The sequence below is a fragment of the Streptosporangium sp. H13245 genome (genome assembly GCF_055690525.1).
Genome location: NZ_JBSZKT010000020.1, coordinates 1 through 18,795, shown reverse-complemented (window position 1 = coordinate 18,795; position 18,795 = coordinate 1). Strand labels below are relative to the sequence as shown.

General features: G+C 74.1%; 8 protein-coding genes. 3 read left to right on the top strand and 5 right to left on the bottom strand.

From position 1 onward, the window contains the following. Window positions 1-162 precede the first annotated feature (162 nt). Entirely contained in the window at window positions 163-1,077 is a 915-nt protein-coding gene (locus tag ACW9TB_RS24795) for an NAD(P)H-binding protein (RefSeq protein ID WP_472750456.1), read from the top strand. Between the two features lie 270 nt (window positions 1,078-1,347). Here ACW9TB_RS24795 and ACW9TB_RS24790 read toward each other — a convergent pair whose 3' ends face one another. Both ACW9TB_RS24790 and ACW9TB_RS24785 read right to left on the bottom strand, forming a co-directional pair. Further along, window positions 1,348-2,019 carry a response regulator gene (locus tag ACW9TB_RS24790; RefSeq protein WP_472750455.1) on the bottom strand — a complete coding sequence of 224 codons (672 nt, stop codon included), beginning with the start codon at window positions 2,017-2,019 and terminating at the stop codon, window positions 1,348-1,350. Between the two features lie 427 nt (window positions 2,020-2,446). Further along, window positions 2,447-3,604: a sensor histidine kinase gene (locus ACW9TB_RS24785; protein ID WP_472750454.1), complete on the bottom strand. Its 1,158-nt coding sequence runs from the start codon at window positions 3,602-3,604 to the stop codon at window positions 2,447-2,449. Between the two features lie 580 nt (window positions 3,605-4,184). On the opposite strand from ACW9TB_RS24785, the gene ACW9TB_RS24780 reads away from it, so the two are divergent. Further along, the gene (locus ACW9TB_RS24780; protein ID WP_472750453.1) at window positions 4,185-5,192 is read left to right on the top strand and encodes a carboxymuconolactone decarboxylase family protein; all 1,008 of its coding nucleotides are present in this window, start codon (window positions 4,185-4,187) and stop codon (window positions 5,190-5,192) included. 314 nt (window positions 5,193-5,506) lie between these two features. Here the strand turns inward: ACW9TB_RS24780 and rfbC are convergent, their stop codons facing one another. Next, window positions 5,507-6,100 carry a dTDP-4-dehydrorhamnose 3,5-epimerase gene (rfbC, locus tag ACW9TB_RS24775; RefSeq protein WP_472750452.1) on the bottom strand — a complete coding sequence of 198 codons (594 nt, stop codon included), beginning with the start codon at window positions 6,098-6,100 and terminating at the stop codon, window positions 5,507-5,509. A 437-nt stretch (window positions 6,101-6,537) separates the two neighbouring features. On the opposite strand from rfbC, the gene ACW9TB_RS24770 reads away from it, so the two are divergent. After that, window positions 6,538-8,088, top strand: coding sequence for a S1 family peptidase (locus tag ACW9TB_RS24770; RefSeq protein WP_472750451.1), 1,551 nt, complete (start codon window positions 6,538-6,540; stop codon window positions 8,086-8,088). A gap of 92 nt (window positions 8,089-8,180) precedes the next feature. Here the strand turns inward: ACW9TB_RS24770 and ACW9TB_RS24765 are convergent, their stop codons facing one another. Both ACW9TB_RS24765 and ACW9TB_RS24760 read right to left on the bottom strand, forming a co-directional pair. After that, window positions 8,181-13,808 carry a type I polyketide synthase gene (locus tag ACW9TB_RS24765; protein ID WP_472750450.1) on the bottom strand — a complete coding sequence of 1,876 codons (5,628 nt, stop codon included), beginning with the start codon at window positions 13,806-13,808 and terminating at the stop codon, window positions 8,181-8,183. A gap of 260 nt (window positions 13,809-14,068) precedes the next feature. Next, window positions 14,069-18,778 carry an SDR family NAD(P)-dependent oxidoreductase gene (locus ACW9TB_RS24760; protein ID WP_472750449.1) on the bottom strand — a complete coding sequence of 1,570 codons (4,710 nt, stop codon included), beginning with the start codon at window positions 18,776-18,778 and terminating at the stop codon, window positions 14,069-14,071. Between the last annotated feature and the right edge of the window lie 17 nt (window positions 18,779-18,795).

Genomic DNA, 18,795 nt, shown 5'->3' with positions numbered 1-18,795 from the left:
GGACACTGGTTGAAAGGGGAACGCCTCGGCCACACCGCCGTGGCCGGGTCCCGGCTCGCACGCCCCCCGCCACCGGTGTTCGACCGGCCCGTGAACCGGTAGGCCGATCCGGGCACCGGTGCCTGGAGCCACCGTTCCTAGATCCGAGACAAGGGGGCAGCGATGGACGACGAGCCCGTTCTCGTCACCGGTGCCGGTGGGGACGTCGGGGGCGTCGGCCGTACCGTGGTCGGGCTGCTGCGCGGGCGCGGCCTGCCCGTGCGGGCGATGGCGCACCGCGACGACGAGCGCGCTGACGCGCTGCGCGCCCTCGGGGCCCAGGTGGTGGTCGGCGATCTCACCCGGCCCACCGACGTGGCGAACGCCCTCGACGGGTGTTCCCGGATATTCTTCGGCATGAGCGTGTCGCCGTCGTACCTGGAGGCCGCCGCCACCGTCGCGACGGTGGCCCGCGCGGTGGGCGGGCTGGAGGCCCTGGTCGGCATCTCGCAGATGACCGTGTCCCAGATGACCGCGCTGAGCACCGAGGAGTCCCACCAGCAGCGGCTGCACTGGCTGTCGGAGCGGGTGCTCGACTGGTCGGGGCTTCCCGTGGTGCACGTACGGCCCACCGCCTTCCTGGAGAACCCGATGTTCACGACGCTGGCCGAGCGTTCCATCGCCGACAGCGGGACCATCCGGCTCCCCTTCGGGACCGGCCGCACGTCACCGGTCGCGGCCGGTGACGTCGCGGCCGTGGTCGCCACGATCCTGGAGGACCCGCGACCGCACATCGGGCGCGTCTACGAGCTGACCGGGCCCCGTTCCCAGGAGATGACCGGCGTCGCCGAGGAGTACTCCCGGGCGCTGGGCAGGAAAGTCACGTACGTGGACGTACCGCTCGACGCCTGGATCGACGAGGTCCTCGCGCCCGCCGGGCTTCCGGCGCACACCGAGGAGCACATCGTCACCATGGCGCGTCTGCACCGCGAGAACCGTTATGACCGGGCGACCCGGGACGTCGAGTCGGTCACGGGACGGCCCGCGACGACGGTGGAGGAGTTCGTCGCGGAACGGGCCGACCGTTTCACGCGGTGAACGCCCCACGGGGTGAACGCCTTACCGCCCGCGTTTCACACGATGAGCGCCCCATCGCTCGCGCTTCACCCGGTGAGCGCCCCGCCGGGTGATCGGCTTACCTCCCGCGTTTCACACGATGAGCGCCTCACCGTCCGGGTTCATCCGGCGAGCCGGGCGCGAGCCCCTCTCCCGGTCACGAGCCGTCCATGGAAGCGGAGGCGGCCTCAGAACCGGGCCATGACCAGGTCAACGAGACCGGCGCGAGCGGGTCACGGGGTATCCGGGGCGTCATGAGGTTCCCGTGGATCGGGGCATGATCAGGCCCGACTCGTAGGCGAGGACGACGAGCTGGGCGCGGTCGCGGGCCCCGGTTTTGATCATGGCGCGGCTGACGTGGGTCTTGGCGGTGAACGGGCTGATCACCATGTCCGTGGCGATCTCGTCGTTGCTGAGCCCCCGGCCGACCAGCGCCACGACCTCCCGTTCGCGCCTGGTGAGGATGTCCAGCGCGCCTTCCGTGACCGCGTCGGCCGGACGGGACACGTACTGGGCGATCAGCCTGCGGGTGATGCCGGGCGACAGCAGGGCGTCACCCCGCGCGACCACGCGCACGCCGTGGAGCAGGTCCTCGGGTTCGGTGTCCTTGACGAGGAACCCGGCCGCGCCCGCGCGCAGGGCGTCGAAGACGTACGCGTCGAGCCCGTAGTTGGTCAGAATCACGACGCGTACACCGGCCAGGGCCGGGTCGGCGGCGATCCGCCGGGTCGCCTCGATGCCGTCGAGCACGGGCATCTGGATGTCGAGGAGCACGACGTCGGGGACGTGGCGGGCGGCCAGCTCGACGCCCCGCAGCCCGTCGGCCGCCTCGGCGACCACCTCGATGCCGTCCTCGGCGTCGAGCAGGGCGCGGAACCCCGCGCGGATGAGCGCCTGGTCGTCGACGAGCAGCACGCGAATCATGGGGCACCCTCCGGTGAAAGCCCGGCGCGCGTAACGCGGCCTCCTCCCGCAGGAGCCCAGTGCGTCACAAGGCCCCTTCCCGCAGGACCCCGGCGCGTCACAAAGCACCCTCCCGCAAAAGCCCGACGCATCACGCGGCACTCTCCCGCAAAAGCCCAACGTCTCACGCGGCTCCCTCTCGCAGGAGCCTGGCGCGTCACGAAACACCATCCCGCAGGAACCCGACGCGTCACGCGGGACCTTCCTGTAGGAGCTTGGCGCATCACGCGGCCCCCTCTCGCAGGACCCCGGCGCGTCACGAAACACCGTCCCGCAAAAACCCAGCGCGTCACGCGGTGCCCTCCCGTAGGAATCCGGCGCGTCACGAAGCACCCTCCTGTAAAAGCCCGACGCATCATGCGGTGCCCTCCCGCAAAAGCCTGGCGCGTCATGCGGGGCCGTCCACGGGGAGTTCGGCGCGGACGCTGAAACCGCCCTTGGTGCGGGGTCCGGCGTGCAGCCGCCCGCCGAGCGCGGTGACCCTCTCGCGCATGCCGTTCAGCCCGACCCCGGGCACCGGGACGGCGCCGGGCGCCGCGCTTCCGTCGTCGTCGACCCGCACGGTCAGCTCCTCGGGGCCGTAGGTGATACGCACCGACGCCACCGCGGGACCGGCGTGCCTGGCGGCGTTGGTGAGCGCCTCCTGGACGATCCGGTACGCGGTGCGGTCGACGTCCGCGGAGAGTGCCCGCCGCTCCCCGTCCACGACCACGGTCGCGGGCAGGCCCGTCGCCCGTGACCGCTCGACCAGTTCGGCGAGGCGGTCGAGCCCGCTGCCGGGTGGCTCGTCGTCGCGCAGCACCTCCAGGGTGGCGCGCAGTTCTCGCATGGCCTCCCCGCTGGCCTCCTGGATGGCGAGCAGCGGCGCGGGCACCTCCTCACCTCGCTTGCGGGCGAGGTGGACCGCGACCCCGGCCTGTACCTTGATCACGGAGATGCTGTGGGTGAGCGAGTCGTGCAGTTCCCTGGCGATCCGCAGCCGTTCCTCGTCCGCGCGGCGGCGGGCCGTCTCCTCGCGGGTGCGCTCGGCCTCGGTGGCGCGTTCCTCGGCCCGTCGCAGGTCGTCCCGGCGGTGGCGGGAGACCACGCCCATGACGCCCGCGGCGACGAACCAGCCGACCAGCAGGCCGGTGGACTGCCGCGAGAATCCCCCGGACTCGACCCCGAGTCCGGCTCCGACTCCGGACGACAGGCCGAACGCCAGGTTGCCGCCCAGGAACACCGCGCTCGCGGCCACCGCGGCGGAGCGGTGACCGGTCAGGACCGCGGTGTAGACGGCCACCAGCACCGGGAAGGCCGCCGGGGGCCCGACGTCCGCCCGTACGGAGTAGACCATCATGCACAGCGCGGTGAACAGCGCGATCACGGCCGGGAGGCGGCGCCGGGCGGCGAGCGGCAGGGTCCCGGCGAGCAGCAGCGCGTACTCGACCGGCCCGTGCGGACCGCCCTGCGCCGGTCCGGCGAGCGTACCGGCCACCAGCAGCACGGCGATCCCCCCGGCGAGCGCCGCGTCCGGCACCTGACCGCGCCCCGCCCACCCGCGCACCCGGTCACCCCACCCACGTACGTGATCGACCCACCCGCGTACGCGATCAGCCCGACCGGGTGCGCGATCGGCCCACCCGCGTACGCGATCGTGCCATCCGTACGCGTGCCCCCGCTCTCCGCGTACGTGACCGCGCCGTTCGCGCATGCGATTCATGCCGGAACAGTAGACCGGGCGCCGCGTTCCGCGCCTCCTCCCGGAGAGGGGACCGGGGCTACTCCCTGCGCGGTAGCCTCCGGTCCGCTACGCCCCCGGTGCCGGGCACGAGAGCATCCACCGGTGCGACGCCCGGAAGCGGGCCGATCGGCGACCATCGGCTCACCGGTACGGACACCGGCCCCGGTACAGGCACCGGCTCTGGTCTGGCTCTGGTACGAACACCGGCTCTGGTACGGGCACCGGCTCGCCGGTACGGACACCGGCCGGAAGCCGGGCCGGGTCGCCGGGGGTGCCACGGCGGGCCCGGACGGTTCCGCGGGGGCCACCCCGATCCGGGCGCCGTCTCCGCGACCGGGGACGGCGGCGTTCCGACCACCCACCACGATGGGAACGACGGCAGATGGCGAACACCTTCCGATACGTGACTCCCGTTACCCCCGAGGCCGCGACCGGCCGGGTCGCCGACGTCTACGGCCAGGCGGCCACCGACTTCGGCCTCGCCAGGATGCCGGTCCTCATGACGCTCTCCCCCGCGCCCGACCTGCTCGCCGCGACCTGGGCGCTGCTGCGCGAGTCGCTCGTGGCCGGGCCCGCCTCCAGGACGGGCAGGGAGGTGGTCGCGCTCGGCGTGTCCGTGGCCAACCGGTGCCCGTACTGCGTCGCCGCGCACACCACCCTGCTGCACGCCACCGGCGACCACCGGCTGGCCGAGGTCATCGCGCGCGGCGGCACGCCCGCCGATCCCGGGCACGCCGCGCTCCTCGACTGGGCCACGGCCACCCGCGTGCCGGGCGCGGCGCGGCCGTCGGCGGCGTTCCCTCCGGAGCACGCGGCCGAGTACGCGGGCACCGCCCTGACCTTCCACTTCATCAATCGCGTGGCCTCGGCCCTGCTGGCCGACAGCATGCTGCCCGGCAACCTGCACCGGTCGCGGCTGGTCCGCAGCCTGGGCGGCAGGGCGCTGGCCCGTACCGTACGCAGGCGGTCGGCGGCCGGTGCGAGCCTCCCCCTGCTGGCGGGGCCGCCCGCGCTCCCTGAGCCCGGCTGGGCGGCGGGCACACCGGTGGGGGCCGCCTTCGCCGCGCTGCGGTCGGCGGCGGGCGCGGGCGGGACGCTGCTGGGCGAGCGGGCCCGCGCGACCGTACTGGAGGCCGTGGACGGGTGGGACGGCGAGCATCCGGGGATGGGTGGCGGGTGGCTGGACGGGCCGCTGGCGGACCTGCCCGGCGCCGACCGGCCGGGGGCGAGGCTCGCCCTGCTCGCCGCGCTGGCGCCGTACCGCGTCACCGACGCCGACGTCGCGGCCTGGCGTACCGACCACCCGGACGACGCCGACCTGGTACGGCTGGTCGCGTACGGGGCGATCACCGCTGTCGAGGGCGTCGAGGCGTCGATCCGCCGGGACCTGCCCGCACCGTCCGGAGCATGAGCGCGACCAGTGTCACGCCGTCCGGAGCGTGAGCGCGACCAGTGTCACGCCGTCCGGAGCGTGAGCGCGACCGGCGTCACAACCGGCGGCACGCTGTCTGGAGCGCGATCACGATCGGCGGCACGCCGTCCGGAGCATGAGCACGACCGGCAGCGCGCCCTCTGGAGCGTGAGCGCGACCGGCGTCACGATCGGCGGCATACCGTCCGGAACATGATCACGACCAGTGTCACGCCGTCCGGAGCGTGAGCGCGACCGGCGTCACGACCGGCGGCACGCCGTCTGGAGCGTGAGCGCGATCGGCGGGGTGCTGTGTCAGGTGCGGAGTTTGGCGTAGAAGCGGCGGCACTCCTCGTACGCCGGGAGCAGCCCCCGCCGCCCGGCCTCCGCGAGGGAGGGCGCCGCCGCGTCCTTGGCCGACAGCAGCGGCGTCACCCCGCCCGGCCAGCCGATCCCCAGCTCGGTGTCGAAGGGGTCGACCCCGTGCTCGCGGCCCGGCGCGTAGCCCTCGGAGCACAGGTACACCACCATGGCCTCGTCGCTCAACGCCATGAACCCGTGTCCCAGCCCCTCCGACACGTACACCGAGCGGTGGTCGACGTCGTCCAGCACCACCGACTCCCAGCGCCCGAACGTCGGCGACCCCACCCGCAGGTCGACCACCACGTCGAAGACCGACCCGCGCACGCACTTCAGGTACTTGGCCTGTCCCGGCGGGACGTCCGCGAAGTGCACCCCCCGGACCGTCCCTCGGCGCGAGACCGAGAGGTTCGCCTGTGACAGCGCGAGCCCCTGCCCCGTCGCCCCGTCGAACGTGCCGCCGTGGAACCACTCGTGGAAGCTCCCGCGCTCGTCCACGAACACCTCCGGCTCGAAGACCCACGCACCGTCGATACCGAGCGGACGCATGCCCATGTGCTCCCTCTCCCTCCGAGGTCACTCCCGCTCCCGGGTGACGGCTCTCGCCGGGACCGTTCCAGGGACGGGACCGTTCCAGGGGCCGATGAGCCGATTGTCACGGATGAGTGCTGATCAGACGGACGATCCGGGCAAGCTGGCCACTTCTGGTCATCAAGGCCCGGCCACGCCGCCAGGCGGTCGTTCGCACGACGAACGCGGAAGGCCGGGGGTCCGTCAGGCGCGCGTTCGGCTTCTTGTTCACGACGACCTCACCGGCGTCGGCCGCCCTCGCACAACCGCGCCACACTCATGGGGCGGGCTCCGCGTGGCGCAGCACTTTCTGGGCGTTGAGCTGCATTAAAGTGACATCGCCGGTATCCCGGATCGATCGGTGCTACGAGGCGATCTCCCCTCATGCTCACAGAGCCGAGGTCAAGGAGAACACCATGTTCCGCAAGGGTGCCGCCGCCACAGGATGTCTCGTGGCGATCACCGTGCTCGCGCCGGTGATGGCCTCGGCCGTCGCCACCCACCCGGCCCGGACGATCTCGGCCGTTCCCGGCGGACAGGCCGCCGAGCGGGTCGCGACGGCGTGGAAACCTCCGCTGGGCATGCTGGAAGCCCTGCAACGCGACCTGGGCCTCACCGTGGCCCAGGCCCAGAAGCGCCTGCTCAACGAGGTCCATCTGACCCCGATCGCGGCGCAGCTCCGCAGACGGCTCGGCGACCGCTTCGCCGGTGCCTGGCTGCCGGACCCCACCGCCCAGATCCTCATAGTGGCCACCACCAGCCAGGCCGACAGCGCCCAGATCACCGCCCGGGGGGCGCAGCCCCTCCTCGTCGCCCGGTCGCTGGCGACGCTGGAGCAGGTCAAGGAGAAGCTCGACGACGCCGTGCCCGCCCTGTCGGCGGTGAGCAGCGTGCGCTACATCGACGTCAAGACCAACAAGGTCATCGTCCTGTCGAACACGCCCAAGGCGACCGCGAACTCCATCAGGGCCGCCCGGGTCACCCCCGCCGCGGTTCAGGTGATCTCCTCGACCGAACGGCCCCGGCTCCTGCGCGCCGACCCGCAGACCGACCTGGTGGGCGGCCAGGCCTACTACGTCGGTGCCACGACCCGCTGCTCGGTCGGCTTCTCGGTGCACCACGGCACCCAGAAGGGGTTCGTCAGCGCCGGGCACTGCGGCAGGCCGGGTGACGCCACCGTCGGCTTCAACCGGCTCGCCCAGGGCACCGTACAGGCCTCGACGTTCCCGGGCGTCGACCACTCGTGGGTCGCGGTCAACGACACCTGGCTGCCCCGGCCGCTGGTGGGCAACGACACCGGTGGCACCGTGCGCGTCTACGGCGCCAGACCGGCCATCGAGGGCTCCTCGGCCTGCCTGGCCGGATCCTCCAGCACCGGCCTCAACTGGTACTGCGGCACCATCGCCCAGCGCGACGCCGACGTCACCTACCCCGAGGGGGTCGCCCACAACCTGATCCGTACCAGCGCCTGCGGTCACCCCGGTGACTCGGGCGCCTCCGTGATCTCGGTCGACCAGGCCCAGGGGGTCGTCTCGGGCGGCTCGGGCAGCTGCTCCGGCGGCGGCGTCACCTACGTCCAGCCGATCGGCGGGATCCTCACCGCCTACGACCTGACCCTGGTGACCAACGACGTGGCCCCCCTGGCGAGCACCGGGAGCTGCAGCGGTTACCCCACCGTCCTGACCGGCACGCTGGGCAGCGCCAAGTTCGTCTACCAGCCCAACGGCCTGTACTACAGCACGACCGTCACCGGCGACCACTACGGCTGCCTGGAGAGCAACACCGGCGGCGACTACGACCTCTACCTGCAGAAGCAGACCGGTTCCGTCTGGAACACCGTCGCCTCCTCCGACAGCCCCAACCCCTTCGAGGCGATCGGCTACCGGGGGCCGCCCGGCTACTACCGCTACCTGGTGATCGCCTCCAGCGGTGTCGGCCCCTACAAGCTGGGCTACACGACGCCGTAGCCACCGGCGGCCAGGACGGCGAATTCACAGCCTGAAGCGCCGCCACCGGCACCGGACTGGGGATGAGTCCGGCACCGGCGGCGGCGCGGCCCTCAGTGGTCGCCGTCGCCGGACGGCGACCCCAGCGACTCCAGCCAGCCCTCGATGGCGCGGGCCATCGAGGGAGACCTGTCCTCCAGCATGGTGTAGTGGTCGCCCTCGACCTCGCGGAGGACGTGCTCGGTGTGCCAGGAGGCACGCCAGTCGTCGCTGACCGGCACCTCACCGTCGAAGCCGGTCAGCGGGGTGTCCGGGTGCAGGAACAGGATGGGCGCCCGCACCTCCCCCACCGTGCTCTCGCGGAACAGCCGGTAGTAGCGGCCCATCGCCGCCAGCCGCGCGCTGGTGAACGGGCCGAAGGACGCCTCCCTGTCGAACATGCCCCGCACCAGCTGCATGCCGATGTCGTCGATGACCTTGTCGTCGGGCATGAAGGTGTCCAGCAGGACCAGTCCCACCGGGTTGACGCCGATGCTCTCCAGGTAGCCGACGGCGGAGTGCGCGAAGATCCCGCCCGCGCAGTAGCCGAGGACCGCGAACGGCTCGTCCCCCGCGGCCCGGCGTACGGACTCCGCCCACACGCGCACCGCGGCGTCGACCGTGCCGGGAAGCCTCTCCTCCTTGGCGAAGCCGGGCACCGTGAGCGCGTAGAGGTCCCGTACGCCACGGAAGTTCGCCGCGAGCCGGGCGAACTGGGTCGCCCCGCCCAGCGCCATGGGGGTGCTGAAGCAGAACAGCGCGGGCCCGCCGGGACCGGAGGCCAGCTTGACCGGCGGCGGGATCTCGTCGAGCTCCTCGACCGAGGAGAAGGAGGGACGCAGGTCGGCCATGGCCCGCAGGAGCCCCATGGCCTCGTGCATCTTGCCCGCCTTCGCGGCCTCGTGGAACAGCGCGCTGGGGGTCTCCGAGGGGTCGGCCCCGCCCGGTGCGCCGTCCCCGCCGCCGCCCAGGCGGGCCGCCAGCTCACCCAGAAGGTGTTTCGCCAGGTCGGAGGGGTTGGGATAGTCGAAGACCACCGTCGCGGGCATCCGCAGCCCGGTCGCCTTGACGAGGCCGTTGCGCAGCTCCATGGAGGTCAGCGAGTCGAAGCCCGCCTCCAGGAAGTTCTGTTGCGCGTCGATCGCCTCGGGGCCGGGGTGGCCGAGCGCCCTGGCGGCGTGTACCCGCACCGCCTCGCGCAGCACGTCCAGCCTCTCCTCCTCGGGCAGCCCGGCGAGCCTGGCCACCAGCGGCGAACCGCCCGTCTCCTCCTCCTCGTCGTCGCGGCCGCCGCCGTCGAGGATCGCGGTGACCTCGGGAAGGGCCCGCAGCAGCGGGCGGGACCTGGAGAGGGTGTACGCGGGGGCGAACCGGCTCCAGTCGATGTCGGCCACCACCAGGTGAGGCTCGTCGTGGTCGAGGGCCTGGCCGAGCGCGGCCGTGGCGGCGGAGGGCTCCATGGCGCGTACGCCGAGGCGGCGCAGCCGGGAGCCGACCTCGTCGTCCACCATGCCGCCGCCGCCCCAGGCACCCCAGGCGACGCAGGTCGCCGCCAGTCCCCGCGCGCGGCGGCGGGCGGCCAGCGCGTCCAGGAACGCGTTCGCCGCGGCGTACGCCGCCTGTCCTCCCTGGCCCCAGACGGCGGCCCCCGAGGAGAACAGCGCGAACAGGTCCAGCGGGCGGTCGCCCAGCAGTTCGTCGAGGTGCCGGGCGCCCGCGACCTTGGCCAGGCCGACCTCGGCGAACTCCTCGACCGTGGTACCGGCCAGCGGCGCCCCGTCCTGGACGACACCGGCCGCGTGGACCACCGCGCGGAGCGGGTACTCCGCGGGCAGCCCGTCCAGCAGGCGGCGGAGGTCCTCGCGGTCGGCGACGTCGCACGCGGCGATCGTGACCGTGACGCCCAGGGCCGTCAGCTCGGCCTCCAGCTCGGCGGCGCCCGCGGCGGCGCGACCGCGTCTGCTGGTCAGGAGCAGGTGCTCGGCGCCCCGGCCCGCCAGCCAGCGGGCCACGTGCGCGCCGACCCCGCCGGTGCCGCCGGTGACGAGCGCGGTGCCGCTCAGCCGCCGGACACCGCCGGGAGCCTCAGAGGCAGATGAACCCGAGGCGTGCCCGGTGAGGGTGTCGCCGAGCGGTGCCCGTACCATCCGGCGGGCGAGCATCCCGTTCTCCCTGACCGCGAGCTGCTCCTCCCCGCCCGGCCCGGCCAGTACGCCGCAGAGGCGGTCGACGGCCCGCTCGTCCGGGGCGGGGGGCAGGTCGACGAGGCCGCCCCAGGTGTCCGGGTGGTCCAGGGCGAGGACGGTGCCGACCCCCCAGACCTGCGCCTGGAACGGGGCGGCGTCCCCGGAAGTGCCGGTGTCCACCGCGCCGGAGGTCACGGCCCACAGCGGGGCGGTGACCCCGGCGTCGTTCAGGGCCTGGACGAGCGTGACGGTCGCCGCCGTACCGCGCGAGAGCCCGGGGTGCGCGGGGTGGGGGTGTTCGTCCAGTGCCAGCAGGGAGAGCACGCCGGTCACGGGCTCGTCGGCGAGCCGGTCGCGCAGCGCGGAGGTGAGCGCGGCGCGGTCCTGCCCGGCCACCTCGACGGGCACCACCCGGGCGCCGTGCCGGGCGAGCCCGGCGACGACCGCGTCCAGCGTGGCCGTCGGGGCGGAGTCGCCGTCGGCGGGCAGGGCGACCAGCCACGAGCCGGTCAGCGTGCCGCCCGCCGGGTCACCGACCGGCCGCCAGGCCACCCGGTAGCGCCAGGAGTCGATCGTGGCCCGCTCCCGCGTACGCCGCCGCCAGGAGGACAGCGCGGGCAGCACCTCGTCCAGGACGCCGGGGGCGATCCGCAGGTCGTCGGCGAGGCTCAGCGCGTTCCCGTGCTCGACCGCCTCCCAGAAGGCGGTGTCCACCGGGTCGGCGGCCGGGGCCTGCGCGACCGGCGCGGACTCCAGCCAGTAGCGCCGCCGCTGGAAGGCGTAGGTCGGCAGGTCCACCGGGCGGGCCCCGGAGTACAGGCCCGACCAGTCGACGGTGGCGCCCCGCACGTGCAGCTCGGCGGCGGAGGCCAGGAGCCTGGGCAGCCCGCCGTCGTCGCGGCGCAGGGTGCCGGTGACGACGGCGTCGTGGCCAAGCGCGTCGAAGGTCTCCTGAAGGCTCATGGTGAGCACCGGGTGCGGGCTGGTCTCGACGAACACGCCGTGCCCCTGCGCGGCGAGCGCGCGGACGGCGGCGTCGAAGCCGACGGTGCGGCGCAGGTTGGTGTACCAGTACTCGGCGTCGAGGGCGGTGTCGCCGACCCAGTCGCCGGTCACCGTGGAGATCATCGGCACCTCGCCCGCGCGGGGCTCGATCGGCCCGAGGTCGCGCAGCAGGCGATCGCGCAGCTCCTCGACCTGCGCGGAGTGGGAGGCGTAGTCGACGGGGACCTTCCTGGCCCGGACACCCTCCGCGGTCAGTTCCTCGATCAGCGCGTCGAGGGCGTCCGGCACGCCGGAGACCACGACCGAGCGGGCCCCGTTGACCGCCGCGACGGAGATCCGGTCCCGCCAGGGCTCCAGCCGCGCGGTCAGCTCCCCGACGGGCAGCCCGACGGAGACCATGCCCCCGCGCCCGGCGAGCACGTCGCCGATGGCCTGGCTGCGCAGGGCGGCGACGCGGGCGCCGTCGTCGAGGGAGAGCGCGCCGACGACCGTGGCGGCGGCGATCTCACCCTGGGAGTGGCCGATCACGGCGTCGGGGCGGATCCCGTACCCGCTCCAGAGCCGGGCCAGCGAGACCATGACCGCCCACAGCACCGGCTGGACCACGTCCACCCTGTCCAGCGGGGGCGTGCCGGGCTCCCCGCGCAGCACGGCGGACAGCGACCAGTCCACGAACGGCGCCAGCGCCCGCTCGCAGTCGGCGACGTGCCCGGCGAAGGCGGGGGACGCGGTGAGCAGCTCGGTGGCCATCCCGGCCCACTGCGAGCCCTGGCCGGGGAAGACGAACACCGTCTTGCCCGGCGTCCCGGCCGCCACGCCGGTGACCGCGCCGGCGGTCTCGTCGCCCGAGAGCAGCCCGCGCACCCCGGCCAGCAGTTCCTCGCGGTCGCGTCCCACGACCACGGCCCGGTGCGGGAAGGCGGTGCGCGCGGCGGCCAGGGCGAGGCCGATGTCGGCGACCGGCTGCCCGGGGTGGTCCTCGGCGTGGGCGAGGAGCCGGTCGAGCTGGGCCTGGAGGACGGGCGCGCTCTTGGCCGAGACGGCCCACGCCGTCGCGAACCCCGGCAGCGCGAGCGCCGGTGCGGCGTCCGCAGACTCGGGCTCCCCGGCCGATGTGTCGGGGGCGGGGGCCTGCTCGACGATCACGTGGGCGTTGGTGCCGCTGACGCCGAAGGAGGAGACGCCCGCGCGGCGGGGCCGCTCGGCGGCGTCCGGCCAGTCGACGGGTTCGGTCAGCAGCCGGACGTTCCCGGCCGACCAGTCCACGTGGGAGGAGGGCTCGGACACGTGCAGGGTGCTGGGCAGGACGCCCTCGCGCAACGCCATCAGCATCTTGATCACGCCCGCGACCCCGGCGGCGGCCTGGGTGTGGCCGATGTTCGACTTGATCGACCCCAGCCACAGCGGCTGGTCCTCGGGGCGGTCCTTGCCGTACGCGGCCAGCAGGGCCTGCGCCTCGATCGGGTCGCCGAGGGTGGTACCGGTGCCGTGCGCCTCGACGGCGTCCACGTCGAACGCGGCGAGACCGGCGTTGGCGAGCGCGCGGCGGATGACCCGCTGCTGGGACACCCCGTTCGGGGCGGACAGGCCGTTGCTGGCGCCGTCCTGGTTGACCGCGGAGCCTCGGATGACGCCGAGGATCGGGTGGCCGTTGCGGCGTGCGTCCGACAGCCGCTCCAGCAGCAGCATGCCCGCGCCCTCGCCCCAGCCGGTGCCGTCGGCGTCGTCGGAGAACGCCTTGCACCGTCCGTCTCGCGCGAGGCCCCGCTGGCGGCTGAACTCCACGAACGTCTCGGGAGTGGCCATCACGGTCACCCCACCGGCCAGGGCGAGCGTGCTCTCCCCGCGCCGCAGCGAGTCGCACGCCCAGTGCAGCGCCACCAGGGACGACGAGCACGCGGTGTCGACGGTGACCGCCGGGCCCTTGAGCCCGAACACGTAGGCGACCCGCCCGGAGATCACGGCGGTGGAGTTGCCGGTCAGCAGGTGGCCCTCCACGCCCTCGGGCAGCGCGTCCAGGCCGGTGCCGTACCCGCTGGAGAAGGCGCCGACGAAGACGCCGGTCTGGCTGCCCTTCAGCGACGCCAGGTCGACGCCGGCCCGCTCGAAGGCCTCCCAGGACACCTCGAGCAGCAGTCGCTGCTGCGGGTCGGCGGCGAGCGCCTCGCGCGGCGAGATGCCGAAGGAGCCCGCGTCGAAGTCTCCCGCGTCGTAGAGGAAACCGCCCTCGCGGGTGTAGCTGGTCCCGGGCCGGGTGAGCTCCGGGTCGTACAGGGCCTCCAGGTCCCAGCCCCGGTCGCCGGGGAAGTCCGAGATGCCGTCGCGGCCCTCCGCGACGAGCCGCCACAGGTCCTCGGGGCTGCGTACGCCCCCGGGGAACCGGCATCCGGCCGCGATGACCGCGATCGGCTCGCGGTCCTTGGCCTCCACCTCGCGCAGCCGCTGCTGGGCCTGCTGGAGGTCCGCGGTCACCCGCCGGAGATAGCCGAGGAGCTTCTGCTCGTCCGCCACGTCACGTCACCTTCCCACACGTCGAGCCGGGCGCCCACCGCTGGGGCGTTCGGCACGGAGAGACCGTTCATCGGAGAGACCGTTCAACGCGGCAGGAACACCACGCGGAGATCGTTCATCGGAGAGACCGCTCAACGCGGCGGAACCACCACGGAGAGACCGTTCATCGGAGAGACCGCTCACCACGGCGGGAACACCGCGGAGGGACCGCTTGTCGGAGGGACCGTTCGTCACGGCGGGAACATTTGGGAACACAGGGCTCAGAGCCCCTTGTCGATCAGTGCGAACAGCTCGTCGGCGCTCGCCGACTCGACGCCCTCGCCGGTGGCCGCGCCGTTCGCGTCCGCCTCCGGCCGGTCGCCGCGCCACTGGGCCAGCAGACCTCCCAGACGCGTGGCGATCGTGAACCGCGTCTCCTCGTCTGGGGTGATCTCGGTGAGCACCCGGCCCAGCCGGTCGAGTTCCTGAAGAACCTGCGTCTCGGTCGGCGCCTCGTCGGGCGCCATCTCCGCGCGCAGGTAGTCGGCGAGGGCCGCCGGGTTCGCGTAGTCGAACACCAGCGTGGCGGGCAGCCGCCTGCCGGTCGCGGCGTTCAGCCGGTTGCGCAGCTCGACCGAGGTGAGCGAGTCGAAGCCCATCTCGTCGAAGGCCCGGTCGGCCTCCACCTGGTCGGCGGAGGCGTGGCCGAGCACGGCGGCGACCTCGGCCCGTACCAGGTCGAGCAGCATCCGGTGGCGGTCGGCGGCGGGGAGCGCGGCCAGCCTGGTGAGCAGGTCGGCGCCGGTCTGCCCGCCCGTGGCGGCCGTCGCGGTACGGCGGGCGGGCGCGCGCACCACGCCCCGCAGCAGCGGGGGCAGCCGGTCACCCCTGGCCGCCAGTGCCTTGGCGTCGAGGCGGATCGGCACCAGCGCGGACTCCGGCCTGCCCGAGGCCGCGTCGAGCAGCGCCAGGCCCTCCTCGGGGACGAGCGGCACGATGCCGTCGCGGGCCATCCGGCTGACATCGGCGTCGGTGAGGGTGCCGAGCATGCCGCCCACCTGGGACCAGGGGCCCCAGGCCAGCGACAGCGCGGGCAGTCCCTGCGCGCGCCGCAGCCCGGCCAGCGCGTCGAGGAACGCGTTGGCCGCGGCGTAGTTGCCCTGCCCGGTGCTGCCGAGCGTGCCCGCCACCGACGAGAACATCACGAAGGACGACAGGTCGAGGTCGCGGGTCAGCTCGTGTAGGTTGAGCGCGGCGTCCGCCTTGGGGCGCAGCACCCTGTCGACCCGGTCGGGGGTGAGGGAGGCGATCGTCCCGTCGTCCAGGACGCCCGCGGCGTGCACCACCGCGGTGAGCGGGTGCTCGGCGGGCACCCCGGCCAGCAGTTTCGTCAGGGCGGTCCGGTCGGCCACGTCGCAGGCGGCGATCTCCACGTCCGCGCCCAGGGCCGTCAGCTCGGCCCGCAGCGACTCCGCGCCCTCGGCGGCGGGGCCGCTGCGCCCGGCCAGCAGGAGGTTGCGGACGCCGTGGGCGGTCACGAGGTGGCGGGCGACGAGCCCGCCGAGGCCGCCGGTGCCGCCGGTCACCAGCACGGTGCCGTCCGGGTCGAGCGGGACGGGCAGGGTGAGCGCGACCTTGCCGACGTGCCGGGCCTGCGACAGGAAGCGGAACGCCTCGGGGGCGCGGCGGATGTCCCAGGCGGCCACCGGCAGCGGCCGGATCGCCCCCCGCTCGAACAGGTCGACGAGAGCGCGCAGCATCTCCCCGATCCGGTCGTACCCAGCCTCGACGAGGTCGAAGTCGCGGTAGCGGACACCGGGGTGCGCGGCGGCCACGGCCTCGGGCGTCCGGAGGTCGGTCTTGCCCATCTCCACGAACCGGCCGCCGCGCGGCAGCGTCCGCAGCGAGGCGTCGACGAAGTCGCCCGCCAGCGAGTTGAGGACCACGTCGACTCCTCTCCCGCCGGTCGAGGCGAGGAAGGCGCCCTCGAAGTCCAGGGTGCGCGAGGAGGAGATGTGCGCCTCGTCTAGGCCCAGGGAGCGCAGGACGTCCCATTTGCCGGTCCCGGCGGTGCCGTAGACCTCGGCGCCGAAGTGGCGGGCGAGCTGCACGGCGGCCATGCCCACCCCGCCCGCGGCGGCGTGGATCAGCACCTTCTCCCCCGCCCTCAGCCCCGCCAGGTCCACCAGCGCGTAGTACGCGGTGAGGAAGGCGACCGGCGTCGACGCGGCCTGGGCGAAGGTCCAGCCGCCGGGTACGGCGGCCAGCTGGCGGTGGTCGGTGACGGCGAGCGGGCCGAACGCGCCACCGTCGAACATGCCCATCACCCGGTCGCCCACGGCGAACGCGGTGACGCCGGGGCCGACCTCCACGACGCGGCCCGCTCCCTCGAGGCCCATCGCGCCCGCCTCGCCCGGGTACATGCCGAGCGCGTTGAGCACGTCCCTGAAGTTCACCCCGGCGGCGCGGAGCGCGACCCGGACCTGCCCCGGCGCCAGCGGGGCGACGGCCTCGGGCGCGTCCAGGAACGTCAGGTTCTCCAGGGTGCCCTTGTCCCTGCTGTCCATCCGCCAGGAGGCGGCGCCCTCGGGCGGCGACAGCGCCGCGCCGGTCGCGCGGACGAGCCTGGCGGCCAGCACGGCCCCTCCCTCCCGCAGCGCCACCTGCGGCTCGCCGGTGGCGAGCGCGGCGGGGAGCCGTCCGGCGGACGCGGCGTGGCCGTCCAGGTCGGCGAGGACGAACCGGTCGGGGTTCTCGGCCTGGGCCGAGCGGACCAGGCCCCACACGGCGGCCCCGGCGACGTCGCGGGCGGTCTCGCCGGAGGCGGCGGAGACCGCTCCCCTGCTCACGAAGACCAGCCGGGAGCCGTCGAGGCGGTCGTCGGCCAGCCAGGCCCGCGCCAGGTCCAGCGCCCGCCGGACGGCCGAGTGGACGCTCCCCGCCACGACCTCCGCGTCGGTTTCACCATCGGCCTCGGTGCCGGTGCTCACGAGGACGACGTCGGGGACGGCCGCGCCGGAGTCGAGGGCCGCAACCAGCTCCTCGATCCCGGCGTAGGACGCCGGGGAGGTCCCGGCCGCGCGCAGCGCCGCCCCGGCGCCGGAGGCGTCGCCGCCGAGCAGCGCCCACTCCTCCGCCGGTACGGTCCCGGTCTCGGCCGGGACCCACTCCACCCGGTGCAGCGAGCGCCCGGCGTCCGGGCGGGCAGCGGTGAGGTCGCCGGTGCCGATCGGGCGCAGTACGAGCGAGCCGATCGACACCACCGGGTGCCCGGCCTGGTCGGCCGCCTCCAGGCGCAGCGAGTCTCCGCCGGTCGGGACCACCCGTACCCGCAGGCCGGACGCCCCGGCGGCGTGCAGTTCCACCTCCGACCACGTGAACGGCAGCGCGGCGTGTTCCGCCGAGGCGTCGCTGAGGGCGAGGGCGTGCAGCGCGGCGTCCAGCAGGGCCGGGTGGATGCCGAACCGGGAGGCGTCGGTGGCGACGGCCTCGGGGAGCGCGATCTCGGCGAACACCTCGTCGCCGCGCGTCCAGGCCGCCGTGAGGCCGCGGAAGGCCGGGCCGTAGTTGAGGCCGAGGTCGGTGAGCCGGTCGTAGAGGCCGTCCGTCTCCACCGGCTCGGCACCGGGCGGCGGCCACTCGGCGAGGTCGAAGTCCCCGGTGGGTTCCGAGGGTGTGAGGAGGCCGGTGGCGTGCCGGGTCCACGGCTCGTCGGCCGGGAGGTCCTCGGCGCGCCCGTAGACGCTGACCGCGCGGGCCCCGGAGTCGTCCGGGGCGCCGACCACGACCTGCACCTGGACGCCGCCCTGACCGGTCAGGACCAGCGGGGCCTCCAGGGTGAGCTCCTCGACCCTGGCGCAGCCCACCTGGTCTCCTGCGCGGACGGCCAGCTCCACGAGCCCGGTGCCGGGGAACAGCACCGTCTCGCCCACCGCGTGGTCGGCGAGCCACGGGTGCGTACGGGCCGAGAGACGGGCGGTGAACAGGTGCCCGCCGGAGTCTGGCAGCTCGACGGCGGCCCCCAGGAGGGGGTGGCCGGGGGAGCCGAGGCCGACGGACTCCGGGTCTCCGGAGCTGGGGACCTGCAGCCAGTAGTGGTGGTGCTGAAAGGCGTACGTGGGCAACTCCACCCGACGCGGCCCCTCGACACCGGCCGCACCCGTCACCTCGGCGAAGAAAGCCTCCCAGTCGACGGCCACGCCGCGTGCGTGCAGGGCACCCACCGCCGCGACCAGCTCTGATGCCTCACCACGATCACGCCGCAACATCGGCACGAACACCGCTCCAGTGTCACCGGTAACGCATTCCTGACCCATCGCCGACAGCACCGCGTCCGGACCCGCCTCCACGAACGTGCCGACCCCGGCCGCCTCCAACACCGCGATCCCGTCGGCGAACCGCACCGCCTGACGCACATGCCGCACCCAGTACTCCGCCGTGCCCAACTCCTCCCCCGCCAACGCACCCGTGACGTTAGAGACCACCGCGATCCGCGCCGGGCCGTACGACACCTTCTCCGCCACCGCCCGGAACTCCGCCAGCATCGCCTCCATCCGAGGCGAATGGAACGCGTGACTGACCCGCAACCGACGACTCTTCCGCCCCAAACCAGTGAAATGCTCCGCCACCTCGGCGACCGCATCCTCATCCCCAGACACCACCACCGAGGTCGGGCCGTTCAACGCGGCGATTCCCACTCGGGTCCCGTCCGCGTCAACGGAAGACAGCACCTCCAAGACCTCGGCCTCGTTCGCCTGCAGCGCGACCATGGAACCGCCCTCGGGCAGCGCCTGCATCAACCGGCCCCGCGCCGCCACCAGCGCACACGCGTCCTCCAGCGACAACACCCCCGCCACATGCGCCGCGACCAGCTCCCCGATCGAGTGCCCCAGCAGGTAGTCCGCCCGCACCCCCCACCCCTCCAGCACCCGGAACAACCCCACCTCGACCGCGAACAACGCCGCCTGGGTGTAGGCCGTCTGGTCCAGCAACCCCGCCGCCTGCGACT